This window comes from Streptomyces sp. NPDC005811 (genome assembly GCF_040630405.1).
GTDB lineage: Bacteria > Actinomycetota > Actinomycetes > Streptomycetales > Streptomycetaceae > Streptomyces.
Window position 1 is genome coordinate 216,316 of record NZ_JBEXXK010000006.1, and the last position, 19,933, is coordinate 236,248.

The 19,933-nt window shown below is 71.6% G+C and carries 18 protein-coding genes, 2 tRNA genes and 2 pseudogenes; 10 read left to right on the forward strand and 12 right to left on the reverse strand.

Features of this window, described 5'->3' with window-relative positions; translation table 11 throughout:
- The first annotated feature begins 50 nt into the window (after window positions 1-50).
- The 3 genes from ABZ490_RS08995 to ABZ490_RS09005 all read left to right on the forward strand — a co-directional run bounded on the left by ABZ490_RS08995 (window position 51) and on the right by ABZ490_RS09005 (window position 1,729).
- Complete coding sequence (locus ABZ490_RS08995) at window positions 51-656, forward strand: lytic polysaccharide monooxygenase (protein ID WP_358986522.1); 606 nt, start codon at window positions 51-53, stop codon at window positions 654-656.
- Between the two features lie 86 nt (window positions 657-742).
- Entirely contained in the window at window positions 743-1,165 is a 423-nt protein-coding gene (locus tag ABZ490_RS09000; RefSeq protein WP_358986525.1) for a DUF3592 domain-containing protein, read from the forward strand.
- Between the two features lie 96 nt (window positions 1,166-1,261).
- A complete protein-coding gene (locus ABZ490_RS09005) occupies window positions 1,262-1,729 on the forward strand; it encodes a DUF3592 domain-containing protein (RefSeq protein ID WP_358986528.1) in 468 nt (155 codons plus the stop codon).
- 34 nt (window positions 1,730-1,763) lie between these two features.
- Here the strand turns inward: ABZ490_RS09005 and ABZ490_RS09010 are convergent, their stop codons facing one another.
- Window positions 1,764-2,411 (reverse strand): dihydrofolate reductase family protein, encoded by a 648-nt coding sequence (locus ABZ490_RS09010; protein ID WP_358986531.1) that lies wholly within the window; start codon window positions 2,409-2,411, stop codon window positions 1,764-1,766.
- 211 nt (window positions 2,412-2,622) lie between these two features.
- Between ABZ490_RS09010 and ABZ490_RS09015 the strand changes: the two are divergent.
- Window positions 2,623-4,268: pseudogene (locus ABZ490_RS09015) on the forward strand (AMP-binding protein).
- Here the strand turns inward: ABZ490_RS09015 and ABZ490_RS09020 are convergent.
- Window positions 4,234-4,307: transfer RNA gene (locus tag ABZ490_RS09020), tRNA-Lys, on the reverse strand. The pseudogene ABZ490_RS09015 and the gene ABZ490_RS09020 overlap by 35 nt on opposite strands.
- Window positions 4,308-4,528: 221 nt before the next feature.
- Between ABZ490_RS09020 and ABZ490_RS09025 the strand changes: the two genes are divergently transcribed.
- On the forward strand, window positions 4,529-5,632 hold the full coding sequence (locus tag ABZ490_RS09025) for a ferritin-like protein (protein ID WP_358986534.1): 1,104 nt from the start codon (window positions 4,529-4,531) through the stop codon (window positions 5,630-5,632).
- Window positions 5,633-5,642: 10 nt separating this feature from the next.
- Here the strand turns inward: ABZ490_RS09025 and ABZ490_RS09030 are convergent, their stop codons facing one another.
- From ABZ490_RS09030 to ABZ490_RS09055, 6 genes are all read right to left on the reverse strand, one after another.
- Window positions 5,643-6,401, reverse strand: a complete 759-nt coding sequence (locus ABZ490_RS09030; protein ID WP_358986537.1) for an IclR family transcriptional regulator C-terminal domain-containing protein — start codon at window positions 6,399-6,401, stop codon at window positions 5,643-5,645.
- 225 nt (window positions 6,402-6,626) lie between these two features.
- Window positions 6,627-7,358 (reverse strand): ectoine/hydroxyectoine ABC transporter ATP-binding protein EhuA, encoded by a 732-nt coding sequence (gene ehuA / locus ABZ490_RS09035; protein WP_358986540.1) that lies wholly within the window; start codon window positions 7,356-7,358, stop codon window positions 6,627-6,629.
- Window positions 7,348-7,998, reverse strand: coding sequence for an ectoine/hydroxyectoine ABC transporter permease subunit EhuD (gene ehuD, locus ABZ490_RS09040; protein WP_358986544.1), 651 nt, complete (start codon window positions 7,996-7,998; stop codon window positions 7,348-7,350). Before ehuD ends, ehuA begins: the two co-directional genes overlap by 11 nt.
- Window positions 7,995-8,639 (reverse strand): ectoine/hydroxyectoine ABC transporter permease subunit EhuC, encoded by a 645-nt coding sequence (gene ehuC, locus ABZ490_RS09045; protein WP_358986547.1) that lies wholly within the window; start codon window positions 8,637-8,639, stop codon window positions 7,995-7,997. The genes ehuD and ehuC overlap by 4 nt, the downstream gene beginning before the upstream one ends.
- The gene (gene ehuB / locus ABZ490_RS09050) at window positions 8,636-9,475 is read right to left on the reverse strand and encodes an ectoine/hydroxyectoine ABC transporter substrate-binding protein EhuB (protein WP_358986782.1); all 840 of its coding nucleotides are present in this window, start codon (window positions 9,473-9,475) and stop codon (window positions 8,636-8,638) included. Before ehuB ends, ehuC begins: the two co-directional genes overlap by 4 nt.
- 160 nt (window positions 9,476-9,635) lie before the next feature.
- Window positions 9,636-10,586 (reverse strand): D-2-hydroxyacid dehydrogenase, encoded by a 951-nt coding sequence (locus tag ABZ490_RS09055; protein ID WP_358986550.1) that lies wholly within the window; start codon window positions 10,584-10,586, stop codon window positions 9,636-9,638.
- Window positions 10,587-10,759: 173 nt separating this feature from the next.
- Here ABZ490_RS09055 and ABZ490_RS09060 point away from each other — a divergent pair, with 173 nt between their 5' ends.
- From ABZ490_RS09060 to ABZ490_RS09070, 3 genes and pseudogenes are all read left to right on the forward strand, one after another.
- The gene (locus ABZ490_RS09060; RefSeq protein WP_358986553.1) at window positions 10,760-11,491 is read left to right on the forward strand and encodes a decarboxylase; all 732 of its coding nucleotides are present in this window, start codon (window positions 10,760-10,762) and stop codon (window positions 11,489-11,491) included.
- Window positions 11,492-11,684: 193 nt separating this feature from the next.
- The gene (locus tag ABZ490_RS09065) at window positions 11,685-12,770 is read left to right on the forward strand and encodes an LLM class flavin-dependent oxidoreductase (protein WP_358986785.1); all 1,086 of its coding nucleotides are present in this window, start codon (window positions 11,685-11,687) and stop codon (window positions 12,768-12,770) included.
- Window positions 12,767-13,101 (forward strand): annotated as a pseudogene (locus tag ABZ490_RS09070) (hypothetical protein); the annotation flags it as partial. The gene ABZ490_RS09065 and the pseudogene ABZ490_RS09070, both read left to right, overlap by 4 nt.
- Window positions 13,102-13,201: 100 nt before the next feature.
- On the opposite strand, the gene ABZ490_RS09075 reads toward ABZ490_RS09070, so the two are convergent.
- Window positions 13,202-15,061, reverse strand: a complete 1,860-nt coding sequence (locus tag ABZ490_RS09075; RefSeq protein WP_358986556.1) for an EAL domain-containing protein — start codon at window positions 15,059-15,061, stop codon at window positions 13,202-13,204.
- 316 nt (window positions 15,062-15,377) lie between these two features.
- On the opposite strand from ABZ490_RS09075, the gene ABZ490_RS09080 reads away from it, so the two are divergent.
- Window positions 15,378-16,646 (forward strand): M6 family metalloprotease domain-containing protein, encoded by a 1,269-nt coding sequence (locus ABZ490_RS09080; RefSeq protein WP_358986559.1) that lies wholly within the window; start codon window positions 15,378-15,380, stop codon window positions 16,644-16,646.
- Between the two features lie 56 nt (window positions 16,647-16,702).
- On the opposite strand, the gene ABZ490_RS09085 is transcribed toward ABZ490_RS09080, so the two are convergent.
- The 3 genes from ABZ490_RS09085 to ABZ490_RS09095 all read right to left on the reverse strand — a co-directional run bounded on the left by ABZ490_RS09085 (window position 16,703) and on the right by ABZ490_RS09095 (window position 17,834).
- A tRNA-Lys gene (locus ABZ490_RS09085) sits at window positions 16,703-16,776 on the reverse strand.
- A complete protein-coding gene (locus ABZ490_RS09090; RefSeq protein WP_358986561.1) occupies window positions 16,767-17,339 on the reverse strand; it encodes a bifunctional DNA primase/polymerase in 573 nt (190 codons plus the stop codon). Before ABZ490_RS09090 ends, ABZ490_RS09085 begins: the two co-directional genes overlap by 10 nt.
- A gap of 126 nt (window positions 17,340-17,465) precedes the next feature.
- On the reverse strand, window positions 17,466-17,834 hold the full coding sequence (locus ABZ490_RS09095) for a hypothetical protein (protein ID WP_358986564.1): 369 nt from the start codon (window positions 17,832-17,834) through the stop codon (window positions 17,466-17,468).
- A gap of 296 nt (window positions 17,835-18,130) precedes the next feature.
- Here ABZ490_RS09095 and ABZ490_RS09100 point away from each other — a divergent pair, with 296 nt between their 5' ends.
- Window positions 18,131-19,888 carry a recombinase family protein gene (locus ABZ490_RS09100; protein ID WP_358986567.1) on the forward strand — a complete coding sequence of 586 codons (1,758 nt, stop codon included), beginning with the start codon at window positions 18,131-18,133 and terminating at the stop codon, window positions 19,886-19,888.
- Window positions 19,889-19,933 lie beyond the last annotated feature (45 nt).

Here is a 19,933-nt window from a genome sequence, read left to right on the forward strand (position 1 = left end):
CCTGCACGGCTCGGCTCAGTGAACTCCCCACGTTCTCCAGGAGCGGCAGCATGCGCAAAAAGACCAGGTGGTACGCCGCCGCGCTCGGGCTCACCGCGGCGGGAGCGTTCGTGCTCTCGGCCGGCGGCGCGAGCGGTCACGGCTACACCGATCTGCCCATCAGCCGGCAGAAGCTCTGTCAGAACGGCACGGTCACGAACTGCGGCGACATCCAGTGGGAGCCGCAGAGCGTCGAAGGTCCGAAGGGCTTCCCGGGCTCAGGGGCGGCCGACGGATCGATCTGCTCGGCGAACAACACCCGCTTCGCCCAGCTCGACGGCCCGAAGACCCCCTCGGGCGGGGCCTGGCCGGCCACCAAGGTGACCGGCGGTCAGAGCTACACCTTCCGCTGGCAGTTCACCGCGATGCACGCCACGACCGACTTCAAGTACTACGTCACCAAGCAGGGCTGGAACCAGAACCACAACCTGGCCCGCTCCGACCTCAACCTCACCCCCTTCCTCACCGTCCCCTACAACGGCCAGCGTCCGCCCGCCACCCTCTCGCACAGCGGCACGCTCCCGTCGGGCCTGTCCGGCCGCCATGTGATCCTCGCGGTCTGGACGATCGCCGACACCGGCAACGCCTTCTACGCCTGCTCCGACGTCGCCTTCTGAGGGACCGTCGGATAGGGTCCGGGTCCGCGTGCGTGCTCTGCCGGCGCACGCGGGTCCTGGCATCGAGGTACGGGGGTACCGGTCGCATGGAGCCCGCCGACGTGGTCTTCGGCCTCCTCGTCATCGGCTTCCTCGCCGTGGCGTACAGCATCGTGCGCCGGACCCGGCAGCGGCGGGCGGCCTGGGCGAGCGGGCTGACCGCCCGGGCGCGGGTGGTGCGGCAGTGGCGGACCACCCAGGTGGTCAACAACCTGCCCCGGACGACGCAGTGGCACGAGTACGACTTCACCACCGCCGACGGCCGCGCCGTCGTGTTCAAGGAGGGCGGCGGCCCGCACACCCGGGGTGTCGGCGACGAGGTCGCCGTCCACTACACGGCCGAGGACCCGGAGCGGGCCACGGCGGTCGCACCGCAGCCCGGCAAGGACACGGCGTCGATGATCCTCGCCCTGGTCCTCCTCGGCGTCGGCGTCCTCCTGCTGCTCGGACTCTGGGTGTCCGGCCCCTGACTTCTGAGCTTCTCTTGAGTCAACCCCGCCCCGCGCACGGGTACGTTCCCTGCACACCGGCCGCGCAGGCCGGTGACCGGAGTTCGGGGGGCTCACATGGACATCTTCTTCCTGATCGTCCCATCGATCATGATCATGGGCGTTCTCTTCGCGATGTACGCCGTGATCAGCCGCTCGCGCCGGGTCGCCCGGGCCTGGGGCAGCGGTCTGACGGCCGAGGCGCGCTGTCTGCGGACGTACACGACGACCAGGACCCACAGCGGTGAGCACCGCCGGGTGACGACGGTCCTGCACCATGTCTACGAGTTCACCACCCGCGAGGGCCGCACGGTCCGGTTCGAGGAGGAGAACGGCCCGGGGACGGTCCTGGAGGGCGACATCGTCACCGTCTTCCACCCGGCCGACCGTCCCGAGCGGGCCACCGCCCGTCCCCCGGCGCACGGGCAGCTCTTCGCGCAGTCCGGCTGCCTGCTGGTCTTCCTCGGCCTGGTGCTCGCCGCCTGCGTCGCCTTCATGATCGGCGTCCAGACGGAGATCTCCGCCTGGAGCGACGTCGCGCCCTAGCGCCGTGACCGGGGTTCCCGCGTCGGTTCTGTCGTCACTTGCGCCAGAAGAGGTGGTGCGTCACGCCGCTCGGGCTGGGCACCACCTCCAGGTGGAACCGGTCCAGCAGCTCGTCGGGCGAGTCCCAGAGGCGGAGCCCGGAGCCGAGCTTCACCGGGGTGACGACCACGTGCAGGGTGTCGACGAGGCCGGCGTCGAGGAACTCCCGGACGGTGGTCACACCGCCGCCGAGCCGGACGTCCTTGCCCTGCGCGGCCTGCCGGGCCTGCGCGAGCACGGTGGCGGGATCGCCGTCCACGAAGTGGAACGTGGTGTCCGAGAGGGTGAACGACGGACGCGGGTGGTGGGTCAGGACGAACACCGGCGTGTGGAAGGGCGGCTCGTCGCCCCACCAGCCGCGCCAGTCGTGGTCGCGCCACGGGCCGCGCTGGGGTCCGAACTTGTTGCGGCCCATGATCTCCGCGCCGATGTTGTTGCCGAAGTCCCGGGCGAAGTAGTCGTCGAGGCCCCGGCTTCCGCCGGGTTCGGAGCGGTTGGGCCAGCTCGCCGTGGCGCCGGCCCAGGAGAAGAGCCGTCCCGGGTCGATGGCGTGGCCGAAGGGCCGCTCCAGGCTCTGGTCCTCGCCGGCGGCGACGCCGTCGCTGGAGATGGTGAAGTTCTGCACGCGCAGCAGCTGATCCATGGTGTCCTCATCAGGTCCTGTCGCCTCCTCGGAGGGAGATTCCTCGGAGGCGGTTTCCGCGGAGGGCGATCGCGTCCTCCGCCAGGATGTCGAACGGGACGCGGCCGGATCGACAGCGGCGCCCGGGTTTCTTCCGAACGTGCCCCGCACGGCCGCTCCCCTGTGTCGTGCGCATGGTCATCTGACACCATGTCAGCTACCGTGCGCCCCCATGGAGTCCGTCGCCGCACTCGTAGCGCACCGCTGGGACGACCACCGGCCGGGACTGTGGTGCGAGGACACGGTGCTCAGCCATCACGAGATCGCGGCCGGCGCCGCCGCCCGGGCCGCGCTCCTCGCCGAACTGCTGCCGCCGGGCGCCGCCCCGCATCTCGGGGTGCTGCTGGACAACACCCCCGAGTTCCCGCTGTGGCTGTCCGCCGCCGCGCTCGCCGGTGCGGCGGTCGCCGGGATCAATCCCACCCGCCGGGGCCCCGAGCTGGCCCGGGACATCCTGCACACCGAGTGCGCGCTGCTGATCACCGAGCGGGCCCACCTCCCGCTGCTCGCCGGGCTCGACCTCCCCGGGGTCCGGGTCCTGGTGACGGACACGGAGGAGTACGAGGCGCTCCTCGCCCCCTGTGCGGGCGCCCGCCCGGACCCGTCCCGGGCCCGCCCCACCGACCGTCTCCTGCTCTACTTCACCTCCGGTTCGACCGGCGCCCCCAAGGCCGCGATCTGCACCCAGGGCCGGCTGGCCGCCGCGGGCCGCTCCCTGGCGGCGCAGTTCTCCGTCGTACCGGACGATGTGCACTACATCTGCATGCCGATGTTCCACGGCAACGCGGTGATCGCCGACTGGGCCCCCGCGCTGGCCGCCGGGGCCGGGGTGGCGCTGCGCCGCCGCTTCTCGGCCTCCGCGTTCCTCGCGGACGTACGGCGACACCGGGCGACGTACTTCACCTATGTCGGCCGGGCGATCCAGTACCTGCTGGCCACCGAGCCGGGCCCGGCCGACCGGGATCATGTGCTGCGGCTCGGCTTCGGGACGGAGGCCGGGGTGGTGGACGCGGCGGCCTTCGAGCGGCGGTTCGGGGTGCGGCTGGTGGAGGGGTACGGCTCCTCGGAGGGCGGCGCGGCGGTGCAGTGGACGCCGGGGACACCGGCGGGTGCCGTGGGGCGGGCCGGGCCCGGGCTCGCCGTCCTCGACGCGGAGTCGGGGCGGGAGTGCCCGTCGGCCCGCTTCGACGCCGCCGGGCGGCTGCTCAACGGGGACGAGGCGATCGGGGAGCTGGTCAATCGCGGGCCGAACCCGTTCGAGGGGTACTGGCGCAATCCGGCGGCGGAGTCCGAGCGGCGCCGGGACGGCCTGTACTGGACCGGCGACCTCTTCTACCGCGACCCCGACGGCTACCTCTACTTCGCCGGGCGCACGGACGACCGGATCCGTGTGGACAGCGAGAACCTGGCCGCCGCGATGATCGAGAACATCCTCGCGCGGTACGAGGGCGCGGACGCCGTCGCCGTGTACGCGGTGCCCGACCCGGTGACCGGCGACCAGGTGATGGCGACGCTCGCCGGGGAGTTCGAGCCGGCCGCCTTCGCCGCGTTCCTCGCCGCCCAGCCGGACCTGGGGACGAAGATGGCGCCCCGGTTCGTCCGGGTGGTGGAGCGGATGCCCGTCACCGCCACCAACAAGATCCACCGCGCGCTGCTGCGACGGGAGGGGGTGCGGTGCGCGGACCCGGTGTGGTGGCGCCCGCCGGGGGAGTCCGGCTACCGGCCGCTGACCGGCGGGGACGCCGAAGGGCCCCTCGTGTCTCCACGAGAGGCCCTTCCAGTGTGCGCCGCCAGGGACTCGAACCCCGGACCCGCTGATTAAGAGTCAGCTGCTCTAACCAACTGAGCTAGCGGCGCATGACTCCCGCCTTCCGCCCTTCGGCGGCCGACGACAGAGAAAATACTACCTGGTCCCGAGCGGTGCTCCGGACCACCGACCGGGCCGGGCGGGCGCGCGTGTGCCTCCTCCGCGAGGGTGAACCACGCGAGCGCATAGTCGTATGTCACATGCCGATCCCGCTTCCCGGCCGATCGTGGTGGTCCCAGCCCTCGTTCCACCGACCCGAGAGGGGCCCGCCGTGACCACCGTGGAGCTCGACTACAGCAGCGACGGAATCGTGCGACTGCTCAGGACGCCACCCGAGCAGCGCTCCCTGTCCTGGCTGAAGGACGCGCTGCAGCAGGCGATCATGCTGGAACTCGCGACCCTGCCGCCCTATCTGTGCGGTTGGTGGTCCCTGCTCCAGGACACCGACTCGGGGAAGGCGGCGGCTCGTGCCATCCGCGTGATCGTCTTCGACGAGATGTCGCACCTCGGGCACGTCTGCAACCTGCTCACCACGATCGGCGGGAGTCCGCGCATCGCCGACGAGAGCGTGCTGGCGCCGTACCCCTGTCCCCTGCCCGGCGGGGTGCGGCCCGCGATCAATCCCGACCTGGAGGTCTACCTGGGCGGGCTGACGAAGGACTCGGTCGAGATGTACTCGCAGATCGAGGCGCCCGAGGAGCCGCTCGCCCAGTTCGCCCACGCCGAGGAGACGTTCGCGTCGATCGGACTCCTCTACACCGCGATCCTGGAGGCCTTCAGGGTGCACCAAGGGGAGATCAGGGGCACGCGGCAGGTGACGAAGAGCATGGAGCACCACGGGGAGGGGAACAGCCTCTTCCCGATCAGTTCCCTCGCCGACGCCGAGAAGGTGATCACGATCATCAAGGAGCAGGGCGAGGGGACGGAGAAGACGCCGGACAACCCCTTCCCCGGGGTCGCGGGAGAACTGTCCCACTACTACGTCTTCCGGGAGATCTTCCGGGGGCGGAAGCTGAAGAAGATCCAGGAGACTCCACCGAAGTGGGACTTCCAGGGGGATCCCATCCCGTTCCCGAACGCCCGCCCGATGGGCAAGGTGCCGAAGGGCGGCTGGGCGAACGACCCGGACACCGTCCCGGACGCGACCGCCCGGGCCGAGCTGGACAAGGGCAACGTGGCCTTCAGCGAGATGCTGCGCTCGCTGGAGGAGGCCTGGAAGCAGGACCGGCCGGAGGATGCCGACCAGCACCTCGGTGACGCGATCAGCCACATGTTCGCCCTCAAGGGGCCCGCGCTCAAGCTGATGGACATGCCCCTGCCGAACGACCCCGCGAGGCGCTACGGGCCGGAGTTCCGGTTCGTCGCCACCCCGTAGCGGCGCGGATCTAGATCGCCAGGGAGAGCAGGACCGGCGCCGCGCTCCTGTTCAGGGCGTCGGCCGCGTGGCGCAGCCGGTGGGCGTGGGCGACGGGCAGGGACAGGGCGAGGCAGCCCACGGAGGAGCCGGCGGTGATCGGGACGGCCGCGCAGACCGTGCCCACCGCGTACTCCTGGAGGTCGAGGTGCGGGACCGTGGGCGGCTGGGACTCCAGCCGGGACAGGAGCAGCCGGTCGCTGGTGATGGTGCGGGAGGTGAGGCGGGCCATCTTGTGCCGGGACAGGTGGTCGCGCCGGCCGTTGTGGTCGAGCTGGCCGAGCAGGCTCTTGCCGAGGGCGGTGGCGTGCGCCGAGGAGCGGAAGTCGAACCACTCGTGGACGGCGGGTGTGGCGGGGCTGTCGGCGTACTGGGCGATGGTGACCTCGCCGTCGACGTACCGGCTGACGTAGACGGCGGCGCCGATCGAGTCGCGCAGCCGGTCGAGGGTGCGCTGGAGCTGTTCGCGCAGGGCCTGCTGGTGGCCGTGGGCGGAGCCCAGGCGGGTCAGGGCGTCCCCGGTGACGTAGGCGCCGTCGGTGATCTGCTCGACGTATCCCTCGCGGCGCAGCATGCGCAGGAGGGTGGTCAGCCGGTCCGTGTCCAGGCCGGTCTCGCGGGCGAGCTCGGCGTCGGTGACGCCGGTGGAGTGCCGGGCCACCGTCTCCAGGACGCGCAGGGCGTCCTGAGCCGAGTGGTACGGCGCGGTCGGCTCGTGCTTCAGCGCCACGGTGTTCCCCCCTGGTCGCTTCCTCTGGCCGTGATCCATGAGCGGTGATCCATGAGCGGTGATCCTGGCAGCGAATCATTTCCACGATAACGGCCAAGGAGCCGGAGGGGAGGGGTTGTTGGCGAGAATATGGTGCGCCTTTGGCGCCCTCAACTGCGGCACTGACCCTCTGGCATATGCCCAAGGCATGCGCGGTCGCTCCGGCCCCGCGCGCGACCTGCCCCGTTACAGCACCGCGCTCAGGAACTCCCGGGTCCGCTCCTCCTCCGGCGCGCCGAAGATCTGCTCCGGTGGACCCGCCTCGACGACCCGCCCCGCGTCGAACATCAGTACCCGATCGGAGATGTCCCGGGCGAAGTTCATCTCATGGGTCACACAGAGCAGGGTGATGTCGGTGGTGGCGGCGATGTCCCTGAGGACGTCGAGGACCCCGGCGACCAGCTCGGGGTCCAGGGCGGACGTCACCTCGTCCAGGAGGAGGACCTTCGGCCGCATCGCCAGCGCCCGCGCGATCGCCACCCGCTGCTGCTGCCCGCCGGAGAGCCGCGCCGGCCGGGCGTCGCACTTGTCGGCCAGCCCGACCAGGTCCAGCAGCTCGCGGGCCCGCTCCTCCGCCTCGTCCCTGGACAGCCCGAGCACGGTCACCGGGGCCTCGGTGAGGTTCCTGAGGACGCTCATGTGCGGGAACAGGTTGAACTGCTGGAAGACCATGCCGATCTGCCGGCGCACCGCGCGGCGCTGCCTCTCCGTCGCGGGGAACAGCGGCTGCCCGTCCACCGTGATGGTGCCCGAGTCGGGCGCGGTGAGGGTCATCAGCATCCGCAGGATGGTCGTCTTGCCGGACCCGGAGGGACCGATGAGGGTGACATGGCCGCCGGCCTTCACGGACAGGTCCAGACGGTCGAGGACGGTGTGGTCGCCGAATCGCTTGGTGACCTTGCTGATCTCAACGGACAAGGCGTCGCTCCAGGGTGCGCAGTAGGAAGGAGGCGAGGGCGGAGATGACGACGAAGGCCACCCCGATCACCGTCAGCGGCTCCGTGAACCGGAAGTGCTGCTGGGAGAAGAGCCGCGCCCGGCCGAGCATCTCCAGCACGGTGATCGCCATCAGCAGCGGTGTGTCCTTGAGCATCGCGATCACGTAGTTGCCGAGCGCCGGCACGACCCGGCGGACCGCCTGCGGCAGGATCACCGCCCGCCAGGTGCGGCCCCGCGGCAGGTTCAGCGCGGTCGCCGCCTCCCACTGCCCGGCCGGCACCGCCTCGATGCCGGCCCGGTAGACCTGCATGGTGTACGTCGAGTAGTGCAGCCCGATCGCCACGATCCCGGTGGTCATCGCCGACAGGGTCAGCCCCCACTCGGGCAGCACGTAGAAGAGGAAGAACAGCTGCACCAGCAGCGGGGTGTCCCGGACGAACTCGGTGACGGCCCCGACGGGCCACCGCACGAACCGGGTCGGCGTCCGCATCAGCAGCGCCCACAGCAGCCCCAGCGTGAACGAGATCAGTGATCCGAGGGCCAGCGCCTGGAGCGTGACGAGGGTCCCGTCCCACAGCAGCGGCATGAAGTCACGTACGGCGTTCCAGTCCCAGTTCATCGCAGTCCCGCCTTCAGCCGGTGCTCGAGTCCGCGCATCAGCCGCGTCAGCAGGAACGCGACGACGAAGTAGAGGAGCAGGACGTACGTGTAGATCTCCGCGCTCTCCTGGAGTGCGAGGCGGACCAGATTGCCGCTGAACGCCAGGTCGCCCAGGCCCATCACCGACACCAGGGCGGTGCCCTTGAGCAGCTCGACCAGCAGGTTCGAGAAGGGCGGGATCATCTCCGGCACCGCCTGCGGCAGCAGGATCCTGCGCAGCCGCTGCCCGGGGGTGAACCCGAGCGCGATCCCGCCCTCCCGCTGCGCCGGATCGACCGCGCCGAGCGCCCCGCGCACGATCTCCGCGCCGTACGCCCCGTAGGTCAGCCCGAGCGCGAGCGTGCCCGCCCACATCGGCACCAGCTGCCAGCCGAAGGCGGGCGGCAGCACGAAGAACACCCAGAAGATCATCACGAGTGCCGAGGTCCCCCGGAACACCTCGGTGTAGCAGCCCGCGAGGAAGCGGACCGGCCACCGCCGGTGGGTGCGCGCGATCCCGACGGCGAAGGCCACGGCGGCCCCGAGCAGGGCGCTGAACATCAGGAGCTGGACGGTCGTCCAGAGGCCCTCGAGGACGAGTTCCCAGAGTCCGGAGGTCATCCGCCGCAGAGCTCCTTCGCGGTCAGGTCCGTCATCTCGGCCTTCGTGAACCCGAAGGGCCGCAGGATGCGGGCCAGTTCGCCGCTCTTCCTGAGCCGGTGCAGCTGGGCGTTGAAGGCGTCCCGCAGCCGGGTCTCGGTGAGCCGGAAGGCGAACGCGCCTCCGTCGACGGTCGGCCTGCCGGCGACGACGGCCGCGAAGGGCTCGGTCGCCTCGGCCCTGCGGGACTTCTTCACCACGTCGCGCGCGGTGACGGCCGTTCCGGCGAACACGTCGGCCCGCCCGGTCTCCACGGCGTTCAGCCCGGCGACCTGGTCGGGCACGATCAGGATGTCGCTCTCCCGGTAGCCCGCCGCCACCGCGTGCTGGATCTGCGCGTACCCGGTGCCGGTGGCGAACCTCGCCTTCTTCTTCACGACGTCTCGATAGGTGTCCAGCCCCTCGGGGTTGCCCTTGCGCACGACGAACGAGTCGAGCATCTCGTAGTCGGGGTCGGCGAACAGGACCTGCGCGCAGCGCTCGGGCGTGACGTACATCCCGGCGGCCACCACGTCGAACTGCTGTGCGTTCAGCCCGGGTATCAGCGACCCGAACTCGGTGGGCACGGGCTGTACCGAGTCCACCCCGAGCCGTTTGAAGATCACCTTCGCCAGCTCGGGCGCCTCCCCGGTGAGCCGCCCGTCCCGGTCGATGTACCCGAAGGGGATCTCGCCCGCGATGCCGAGCCGTACCACCTCGGCGGCGCGGAGCCGGTCGAGGAGGTCGCCGCCGTCCGCGGTGGACGCCGTGGCCACGCGCGAACAGCCCGCGGCGCCCGGCGCGCCGAGCGCCGCCACCCCCGCGAGCAGCGACCGACGGGTGGGGTTGTGGGGGTGTGCGGGTCGTCTGTTCGGTGTGTTCGGTGTGTTCGGTGTGTTCGGTGGAGCCATGGCCGCGCGGCTACCCGGGCGCCCACCGGTTATGCGGGGACGCCGTGTGAGGGGAGTGTGGTGACCGTCAGCGGCCGGGGACGTATCCGCGCGCCTTGTCGACCACGTTCCGCAGCGGCCGGCCCGCCTCCCAGCGCTCGAACAACTCGACGAACTGCGCCCCCAGCTCGTCGTGCCGGCCGACCGCCGCGCCGCTCATGTGCGGGGACACCAGCAGGCCCGGGACCTGCCACAACGGGCTGTCGGGCGGCAGCGGTTCGGTGCCGAACACATCCAGGGCGGCCCCCGCGATCCAGCGGCTGCGCAGGGCCCGTACGAGTGCCTCCTCGACGACCAGGCCGCCGCGGCCGACATTCACGAAACGGGCCGAGGGCTGCATCACGCCGAAGCGGCGGGTGTCGAACAGGCCCCGGGTCAGCTCGGTGAGCGGGGCCGCCGCGACCACCCAGTCCGCGCGGGCGAGCAGCCGGTCCAGATCGTCGGGGCCGTGGATGCCGGTGCGCGGGACCCGCCCGACGAGCGCGGTGGTGACCCCGAGCGCCTTGAGGGTGCGGGTGATCGCCCGGCCGACCGGCCCCGACCCGACGACCACGGCCCGGGTGCCGGCCACCCGCCGGCTCTCCCGGGGCCGCCACTCGCCCCGCGTCTGTGCCGCCCAGGTCCCCGGCAGGTCCTTCGCCATCGCCAGGACCAGCGCGGCCACGTACTCGGCGACCGGTTCCGCGAAGACCCCGCGCGCGTTCGTCAGCACCGTGTCGGACGCGGCCAGTTCCGGGGACAGCACCCGGTCCACGTCCGCGCCCGCCGTGTGCACCCAGCGCGGCCGCGGCCCGGCGCCCGGCCAGGCGGCGCGCACCGCGTCCGAGGAGGTGTCCCACACCAGCAGGACGTCGGCCCGCGGCAGCAGCGCGCCGAGGGTGGAGCCGTCGGCGTGCAGCACCCGCACCCGGCCCGTGAGCCGGCCGAGGCGGGGGAGGGGCTCCGCGTCGAGGACGAGGAGCGTGGGGACGGCGGCCATCCGGTGCCTCTTCACGACCAAGGGCCTGACGTGCGCGGACGGAACACGGTCGCACCCCGCTCCACGGCCGTCAACACGTCCGGACCGCCAACCAGGTGAGGATGGAGGCCGTGGGCTGCGCACGCGGGGTACCCGGGTACTTCCGGAAGAAGAGCAGCAGCAGGAAGGCCGTCATGACCGCACTCGGATTCCTCCACCCGGGCCACTGTGCCGAGGACGACTACCCCCGAATCGAGCAGCTCCTGGCCGGCGGCATCCGGGTGGACCTCGTCCGCGCGGACCCCGCCGGTGAGGAGGGCGCGCACCCCGACGCCTCCCTGCGCCTGGGCGCGCCCCACCGGCTCGCGGCGGGCGTCGAGCAACTGCGGCTGTCGGGCGCGGAGGCGATCGTCTGGGCCTCCACGAGCGGCAGTTTCACGTACGGCCGGGAGGGCGCCCACGAGCAGCTGCGCACCCTGGCCACGGCGGCCGGCATGCCCGCCTCCTCCACCTCGTTCGCCTTCGTGCACGCGGCCCGGGAACTGCGGGCCGCTCGGGTCGCGGTGGCGGCCACCTACCCGGCGCCGACCGCCGCTCTGTTCGCGGAGTTCCTGGGGGCCGGCGGGCTGGAGGTGACCTCGGTGCACGCCGCCGGGGTCACGGCGGAGCGGGCCGGCACCTGGGGCGAGGCGGAGGTGCTCGCCCTCGCGCGCGCCGCCGACGCGTCCGGCGCCGAGGCGGTGCTGCTGCCCGACACCGCCCTGCACACCGTCGCCTGCCTCCCGGCCCTGGAACGGGAGCTGGGCAAGCCCGTCCTGACCGCGAACCAGGTGACCGTGTGGGAGGGGCTGCGGCTGACGGACCGGCGGGTGAACGCGCCGGGACTGGGGGCGCTGTTCCGGCGGGAGCCGATCGTGCAGGTGTGAGCCGGCGGCTCCGCGCGGGAATAAACGGGGACACCCTCCTGTTAGGGCACGGAGGACAGCGCAAGCCCGACAACAGGAGGACCCCGTGGCGGCAGACGAGACGGCGGCGGACGCGACCGCGACGGACGGGGCCGGTACGGACAGGGCCGGGGACAGGGCCGGTACGGACGGCGCGGCGCTGGACGGCACGGCGCTGGACGGCATACGCGCCACCGCCCACGGCACCGCCCCCGCCCCCCTCTCCGTCCTCGACCTGGTCACCGTCGGCTCCGGGCGCACCGCCACCGACGCCCTGCGCACCAGCGTCGACCTCGCCCGGTTCACCGAGTCCCGCGGCTTCCACCGCTACTGGGTCGCCGAGCACCACTCCATGCCCGGCGTCGCCTCCTCCTCGCCCGCGGTGATCCTCGCCCACCTCGCCGCCCACACCGACCGCATCCGGCTCGGCTCGGGCGGCGTCATGCTGCCCAACCACGCGCCCCTCGTCATCGCCGAGCAGTTCGGCACCCTGGAGGCGCTCGCGCCGGGCCGGATCGACCTCGGCCTCGGCCGCGCCCCCGGCACCGACGGGGCCACCGCCGCCGCCCTGCGCCGGACGGCCACCCTGCACGAGGGCGCCGACGACTTCCCCGAGCAGCTCGCCGAGCTCACCCGGTTCCTGGACGACGACTTCCCCGAAGGGCACCGCTACGGCCGTATCCACGCCGTGCCCGGACCGGTCCAGGCGAGCTCGCCCGGCGGCGTCCAGTCCCGGCACCGGCCGCCGGTCTGGCTGCTCGGCTCCTCCGGCTTCAGCGCCCGGCTGGCCGGACTGCTCGGCCTGCCCTTCGCCTTCGCGCACCACTTCTCCGCGCAGAACACCGTCCCGGCCCTGGACCTCTACCGGGAGTCCTTCCGCCCGTCCGCGGTGCTCTCCGAGCCGTACGCCCTGATCGGCGTCTCCGTCCTCGCCGCCGACGACGCGCGCGAGGCCCGCCGCCAGGTCCTCGCGACGGGCCTCAACATGGTCCGGCTGCGCACCGGCCGCCCCGGTCTCTTCCCCTCCCCGGAGGAGGCGGAGGCGCACACGTTCAGCGAGCTGGAGCGGGAGTTCGTCGACTCCTGGACGGCGAACATCGTCCACGGCACCGCCGACGAGGTCCGCACGGGCCTCGACGACCTGCACAAGCGCACCGGCGCCGACGAGCTGATGCTCACCAGCCACGCTCACCGCGGCGAGCTGCGGCTGCGGTCGTACGAACTGGTCGCGGACGCGTACGGGTTGCCGACGGCCGGATAGGGTCCCGCGCCCGGCGGCACCCGTGCGGGGCGCCGACCGCCGGGGACGGGGCCCGTGCCGTACCGGCCGGGGCGTACGGCCGGCCGGGGACCTTCACCGTGGCCGGGACGGCCGCCGGACGACCGTCACCGTGGTGCGCGAGGGAGCGCTCACCGTCGCCCGCGGCTCGGACACCGGCGCCGTCCACGGCGTGTACGGGCCGGATGCCCCCACCGGCAACCTCATCGAGGGCATGGGACTGCGCACGGTCTCCACCAAGGCCCAGGACGGCCCGCAGCACCCGGGCGCCGACGCGCCGGACGTGGTGAGGCCACTGGCCGACGCCACCGACGCGGGGCGCACTCCGGGACATGGGGCGGCGTCCGGCGCCGGAGCGGCCGGTTCACCACCGCCCGCCCCGGCCGGCGCCCACCGGGGCCGGGAGCGAACCCCTACGGGTTCTGAGGTGCCCCCACGGGTGCCGCCCGGTCCGGGCCCGACGCCCGTAGCTCGGAGATGCGGTCCGGTGACACCGCGCGCGAGTACAGCCAGCCCTGGCCGGTGTCGCAGCCGATGCTGCGCAGCCGGTTCGCCTGGGCGGCGGTCTCCACGCACTCGGCGGTGACGGTGAGGCCGAGGCGGTGGGCGAGGTCGATCATCGCCTCGACGACGACCTCGTCGGCCGGGTTGGGCGCCGCGCCCGTGCCCTCGTACTGGAAGCCGCGGACGAACGACCCGTCCAGCTTGAGGACCGAGACCGGCAGCCGGCTCAGATAGGCGAGGTTGGAGTAGCCGGTGCCGAAGTCGTCGATGGCGATGTGCACGCCCATGTCGCTGAGGGCCTGGAGGGCCTGGAGCGGGCGGCCCGCCGAGCCCATGACGGCCGACTCGGTGAGCTCCAGCTGGAGCAGGTGCGGCGGCAGCCCGGTCTCGGCGAGGATCTCCGCCACGTCGGCCACCAGGTCGGAGTCCCACACCTGACGGACCGCCACGTTGACGCTCACGAACAGCGGCGGCTCCTCCGGCCGGTCCAGCTGCCAGGCGCGGGCCTGCCGGCAGGCGGTGGCCAGAATCCATCGCCCGAGCGGGACGATCGAACCGTCCTCCTCGGCCAGCGCGACGAACCGATTCGGCGGCAGCGCCCCGAACCGCGGGTGGTCCCAGCGCACCAGCGCCTCCACCCCGCGCAGCCGCCCGTCCGACATGCCGACCAGGGGCTGGTACTCCAGCCGGAACTCGCCGCGCTCGATGGCGGGCCGCAGGGTGGAGGCGAGGGCCTGGCTGGTCATCAGATGCGCGTTGCGCTCCGGGTCGAACAGCGTCCAGCGGTCCTTGCCGTCCACCTTCGCCCAGTACAGCGTGGTGTCGGCGGCCTGCATCAGCGCGGTCGCGGTGGTCCCGGCGGCGTGCCGTTCGACGACCCCGATCGACGCGGAGACGTTCATCCGCTGTCCGGCGAGGTCGAACGGCGCCTGGAGCGCCTTCAGCACGGACTCGGCGAGATCGGCGAGCTGTTCGGTGCCGGTCGAGTCCTCCACCAGCAGCGCGAACTCGTCCCCGCCCAGCCGGGCCACCAGCGGCTCGCTCGGCCGGTTCTGCCCGGCGTCCTTGGCGCACTCGGTGAGCCGCTCGGCGACGGCGGCCAGCAGCCGGTCGCCGACGCGGTGGCCGAGGGTGTCGTTGACCGCCTTGAAACCGTCCAGGTCGAGGTAGCACAGGCCGATCCGGCCGGTTCCGCTCTGCTCGTACGACTCCGCCTCCAGGGCCGCCGACACCCGCTCGAAGAACAGCGTGCGGTTGGGCAGCCGGGTGACCGGGTCGTGCATCTGGAGGTGCCGCAGCCTCGCCTGGAGGTCACGGCGGTCGCTCACGTCGGCGACCGACAGCAGCACCCCGGGCCCGTCCTCGGCCAGGGGGGTGACGGTGACCTGGGCCCAGAGCGTGCGCCCGTCGGGGTGCTTCAGCCGCCGGGTGCAGCGCAGTCGCGCCTGGCGGCCGCGGAGCACCTCGCGGTAGGCGTGCCAGGTGCGGGCGTCGGAGGCGAGGTCCAGCAGATCGGCGGCGACCCGCCCGACCAGGCTCGCCCCGTCGCCGCCGAGCAGGTCGCCGAGCGCCTGGTTGGCGTCCACGACCTGGCCCTCACGATCGACCAGGGCCATGGCCAGAGGCGCCGCCGCGAACACGGAACGGTAGGCCGGGGGGTCGGCTCCGTCCGGGCTCTCCGCACAAGTAGCGGCATGACTGTCACGCTCCGTGACGGCGGACCGGTCGAGGTCTGCCGCGGGCGTCGACCCTTCGGACGTTCCGCTCACCGCTCGCTCCCGCAGTGCACTCGATCGCTGTCCTGGCAGGAAAGTGTGCCGATCATAGATGCTGCCCCCGGAGTTGCGCAGCCACTGCCCAGTGTCCCGGAACTCCCCACCTTTCTGACAGATCGTTTCTGCCCGCAGGTGGACCGCTTCTGCGGGCGCTCGATCGCTTGTGACGGACCGTGAGAATTCCGGGGGTGTCGGGATTGATGCCCGCTTTCTCCCTCCTCACTCTTCTGGGGCAGACAAACAGGGCATAGCGCGACAAAGTCGAACAGGCTGGGGGCGGTGTCCCGTGAACCGCCCCCGGAGGTCCGAAGTGCCGCGACAGTTCCCGCGCCCCCGACTGCGCACCACCGCGGCCCTGTGCACCACCCTCTCGGCGATCGCCGCGATCTCCCTCGCCACCGGCCCCTCCATCGCCGAACCCTTCTCCGCCGCGCCCTGCGCCCTCAAGCGCACCGACGCCCACCACTCCGAGGGGCTCGACACCTGGAACACCGCCTACCCCCGCCCCACCCGCGCCCTCGACGCGGTGATGGTCTTCCTGTCCTTCCCGGACCGGGCCCCGGCCACCACGCCCGACGAACTCACCGCCGACCACTTCCCGGCCACCAGCCGCTTCTTCCAGCAGGCGTCCTACGGCCGGTTCACCCTGCGCGCCCATCCCCTCCGGCGCTGGATCCGGATGCCGAAGCCGTCCACCGCGTACGCCATACAGCGCGACTGGAATGCCGAGCGCCGCGCCGCCTATCTGCACGACGCGCTCTCCGCCGCCGACCCCTGGGTCGATTTCTCCCGGTACGACCTGGTCTACTTCGTCGCCGACCCGGACGCGCCCGGCGTGGACTCCGACGCCACGAAGGTCGTCAACCTGGACGAGCCCCTGCACGCCGACGGCACCGACATCCGGCGTGTCGTCACGGTCTTCGAGCAGCACCCCCCGGACCGGCTCGTCCTGGCCCACGAGACGGGCCATGTCTTCGACCTGCCCGACCTCTACCACCGCCCCGTCGACGGCAAGGGCGACTGGGACACCTATGTCGGCGACTGGGACCTGATGGGCAGTCAGTTCGGGCTCGCCCCGGATCTCTTCGGCTGGCACAAGTGGAAGCTCGGCTGGCTGGCGCCGCGCCAGGTGGTGTGCGTACGGAACGCGGGGCCGACCCGGCTCACCCTGGAACCGCTCGGCGCGGGCCCCGGGGTCCCCGTCACCGGCAACTCCGGCGCACCCGCCTTCGGTCTCGGCGACGGCGCCAAACTGGCCGTCGTCCGCATCGGCCCCGACGCCGTCCTCGCCTTCGAGGCCCGCGGCCCCCTCGGCAACGACCGCGCCGCCTGCCGCTCCGGCATCCTCGTCTACCGGATCAGCAGCGACGCCCAGTCCGGCCGTGGCCCGGTCGAGGTGATCGACGCCCATCCGCACACCGAGGCCTGCTGGGAATCCTCCGTCTACCCGCCCCTCGCCGACGCCCCGGTCGCCCTCGGCGAGAACTTCACGGTGCCGGGCACCGGCGTACAGGTGCAGGCGGAGAGCCGCACCCCCACGGGAGCCTGGAACGTGAAGATCACACTGCCGCGGGTGTGAGCCTTTCGGGGATACGCAAGAGGCCCTCCGCTTTCGCGAAGGGCCTCTGCCGTCTGTGCGCCGCCAGGGACTCGAACCCCGGACCCGCTGATTAAGAGTCAGCTGCTCTAACCAACTGAGCTAGCGGCGCCTGCTGACGTCGTAGACCTTAGCATCCTGGTCGGCCGGGGGAAAAATCGATATCCGCACAGCCGCGCGGGCCGCCCGGACGGCCGCCCAGAGCAGTACCTCGGGGCCCGGGAGCCACGGGTGGCGGCAGTCCGGGGCGACCACCCAGCGGGTGGGCCCCTGCTCCCGCTCCGGGGTGAGCGCGGGCACGGTCACCGCGTCCCCGGTGCCGTGGCACAGCAGCGGCGGCACGGATCCCGTACGGCCGTCCCGCCGACCGCGCGTGCCCCACTCCTCCCACTCCAGCAGCGAGGGCAGCCGCTGGGCCGTGCCCGGCGCCGCGAACAGCAGCGTCCGCCCCCGGAGCACCGCGACCGGCCCGGAGCCCGGCCCCTCGCCCCACAGCCGGTCCAGCATCAGCCGCCCGAACATCGCCGGAGCGCTCACGATGTCGAACACGGAGCCGCAGGGCAGGACGACCGGGGCGTGCGGCCGCTCCTCCCAGAAGGCGAGGGTGCTGCGCGGATACGTTCCGGCGGAGGCCAGCCAGACGGCGCCGTCCGCGGTGACACATGCGCTGCTCATGCCCACCTGTCTACCGGCTGTGAGGAGACGGCTCCCGAGAGTTGCGGAAAACCGGGACAGGGGGTGGGGAAGCGAGTATCTTGCCCGGCTGGCATATGCCGATCGGGTGATGCCGGGCCCGCCGGCCTACAGCGGGTCCACCGGTCCACGGCCCTCGGTGTCGCCCCGCAGCAGGTCCTGGCCGAACTCGACCATCTTCTTCGCGTAGTCCTCGGTCCACTCGGCCCGCCGGGCGATGTCCGCGGGCGTCAGCCGGTCGAAGCGGCGCGGGTCGGCGAGCTGGGCCGCCGCGACGGCCTGGAACTCCAGCGCGCGGTCGGCGGCCGCCTGGAAGGCCACCGTCAGCTCCGTCGCCCGCGCCAGCAGCGCGCCCGGGTCGTCTATCGACTCCAGGTCGAAGAAGTGCTCCGGATCACCGGCCGCCTCCGCCGGCTCGAAGAGCAGGGGCGCGGGGCGTAGCCGCGGTTCGTTCCGACGCGGCGTGGGCTCCGCCATGTCTTCTCCTCCTCGTTCGTGCGTTCGTGCGCGTTCGCGCGTTCCGATGCGGACCACCTTCCATTGTCCCCGGCGGCGCAAGGGGCCCTCGCCCCCGCACTCTCAAGCAATCCGCACCCCGGGATGTTCCCCCACCTTCACACCTTCCAGGCCTCCCGATGTTCCCCGCCTTCACGGCGTCCAGGCCACCCGGTGTTCTCCGAGGTGGGCCAGTACCGCGTGGTTCGCCTCCCAGCCCTGGGAAAACAAGATCACCAAATTTGGAACCCAGGGCTCCGGTAACGGAAGGTGAGGCTATGTCCAGTGCACGTCTCTTGCCCGGTATGCGGGTCCTCAAGGTGCGGCGTATCAGCCGTGACACCGAGGACAGCTCTGCCCTGCTCCGCCAGGGGGAGGAGCTGGACCGCGCGACCGAGGAAGCACGGTTCACCGTGGCTGGGGAAGTCGAGGATGTCTGTGTCTCCGGCGCGGTCAACCTGGACGACCGGCCGAAGCTCGGCCGATGGATGAAAGACCCGCTCTGGTACGAGTGGGACGCGATCATGGTCACGTCGTTGGACCGGATCACCCGGGATCAGCACCACTGGGACAGGTTCGCGGAGCGCTGCCACAAGGGCGGCAAAGAGATCGTCTGCATCGATGACCCGAGCCTGGACATCCACACACCCACGGGCCGGATGATCGCCTACATCAAGGCGACCCAGGCTCAGGAGTACCGCGAAGCGATCGTGAAGAAGCGTCGCAATCAGACGCAGTACTACCGCGACGCAAGCCTGTGGGGCGGCGGCACGTGGCCCTTCGGCTATCGGCCCGTCGTCATGGACCACCACGGCAAGCAGCGGTTCAAGCTCGTGATCGACCCGGTGACCGGCCCCCTCATCCGGGAGGCGTACGAGCGGATCGCGGAGCAGGGATGGTCCATGGGTCAGCTCTGCACTGATTGGAACGCCCGCCCCCGGCACGTCGCCGATTGCGTCGACCAGGGCAGCGAAACGCCACAGTGCGACTGCCCGCGAGGGGTCCTGACCTCCCAGGACTACCAGCGGAGCATCAACGCCGAAGAGAAGAAGGTGGGCGTCAAGACGCACATCAAGGGGACCAAGTGGAGCACGTCCACCCTCGGCAAGATGCTGAAGAAGCCCACTCTCAAGGGCGTGGCCATGCACAAGGGTGAGCCCCTGCTCAGAGACGGCCTGCCCGTCCGCTGGGCCGATCCGATCCTGACCGACGAGGAGTTCGACAAGCTACAGATCGCCGTCGCGGACCTGGGCAAGTACAGGGCGGGGATCAAGTCGAACGCGTCGCCCATGACGGGAGTCCTGTACTGCCCCTGTGGGATGAAGTGGTACGAGAACAGCTCACGGGTGACGCTGCGTACAGGGGAAATCAAGAAGCACATGTATTTCCGCTGCTCCTCGTGGTCCAACGGCGAACCGTGCCAGTTCTCCGTGTCGTGGCCACAGGATGAGATCTACCGGGCCGTAGAGGAATCGTTCCTCTCCAAGCTGGGAGACCAGTTCATAACTGAGCGGTCGTACATCCCTGGCAAGGACAACAGAGGGCAGATCAAGGAACTGGAAGCGGCCATTGAGAATCTTTCCCAGGCCATCGCCCAAGCCTCCTCGGCCGCTGCCATTACGGCGCTCACGACGACGATGGAGCGTCACGCCACGAACCTGGCGACGCTTCAAGAAGAGCCCTTCATCCCGGGCCGTTGGGAAGAGACGAGCACGGGCCAGACCTACCGCGCGAAGTGGCACCAGATGGCCGATTGGAAGGAACGTGGTTCGTTCCTTCGTAAGGCCGGTTTCCGGATCTTCCTCGTAGGCAGCCCCAAGATCGGGCTGTCCATCGGCCTCATCACCCCGAAGGATTTGCAGGAGCGGGCGGGTGGTGCTCTGCAAGGCAACTGGGCGTCGAGTGACGGCGAAGAGTACGAGCAGGGTGCCTATGCGGCCTTCTGCACCATGCTCGATGAGCTGATCCACGAACTGACCGACCTGGAGGAACTGAAGCAAGAGAAGTACAGGGATGACTTCGACCCCGAGCTGTAGCCGTCCCGCATGACCCTCGAAGGACCCCGGGCTTGTGCCCGGGGT

Excerpts from the sequence above, each read along its gene's own strand:
- ABZ490_RS08995 (WP_358986522.1), top strand. The coding sequence starts at position 51 with ATGCGCAAAAAGACCAGGTGGTACGCCGCCGCGCTCGGGCTCACCGCG.
- ABZ490_RS09000 (WP_358986525.1), top strand. The coding sequence starts at position 743 with ATGGAGCCCGCCGACGTGGTCTTCGGCCTCCTCGTCATCGGCTTCCTC.
- ABZ490_RS09005 (WP_358986528.1), top strand. The coding sequence starts at position 1,262 with ATGGACATCTTCTTCCTGATCGTCCCATCGATCATGATCATGGGCGTT.
- ABZ490_RS09010 (WP_358986531.1), bottom strand. The coding sequence starts at position 2,411 with ATGGATCAGCTGCTGCGCGTGCAGAACTTCACCATCTCCAGCGACGGC.
- ehuD (WP_358986544.1), bottom strand. The coding sequence starts at position 7,998 with ATGAACTGGGACTGGAACGCCGTACGTGACTTCATGCCGCTGCTGTGG.
- ehuC (WP_358986547.1), bottom strand. The coding sequence starts at position 8,639 with ATGACCTCCGGACTCTGGGAACTCGTCCTCGAGGGCCTCTGGACGACC.
- ABZ490_RS09055 (WP_358986550.1), bottom strand. The coding sequence starts at position 10,586 with ATGGCCGCCGTCCCCACGCTCCTCGTCCTCGACGCGGAGCCCCTCCCC.
- ABZ490_RS09060 (WP_358986553.1), top strand. The coding sequence starts at position 10,760 with ATGACCGCACTCGGATTCCTCCACCCGGGCCACTGTGCCGAGGACGAC.
- ABZ490_RS09090 (WP_358986561.1), bottom strand. The coding sequence starts at position 17,339 with ATGAGCAGCGCATGTGTCACCGCGGACGGCGCCGTCTGGCTGGCCTCC.
- ABZ490_RS09095 (WP_358986564.1), bottom strand. The coding sequence starts at position 17,834 with ATGGCGGAGCCCACGCCGCGTCGGAACGAACCGCGGCTACGCCCCGCG.
- ABZ490_RS09100 (WP_358986567.1), top strand. The coding sequence starts at position 18,131 with ATGTCCAGTGCACGTCTCTTGCCCGGTATGCGGGTCCTCAAGGTGCGG.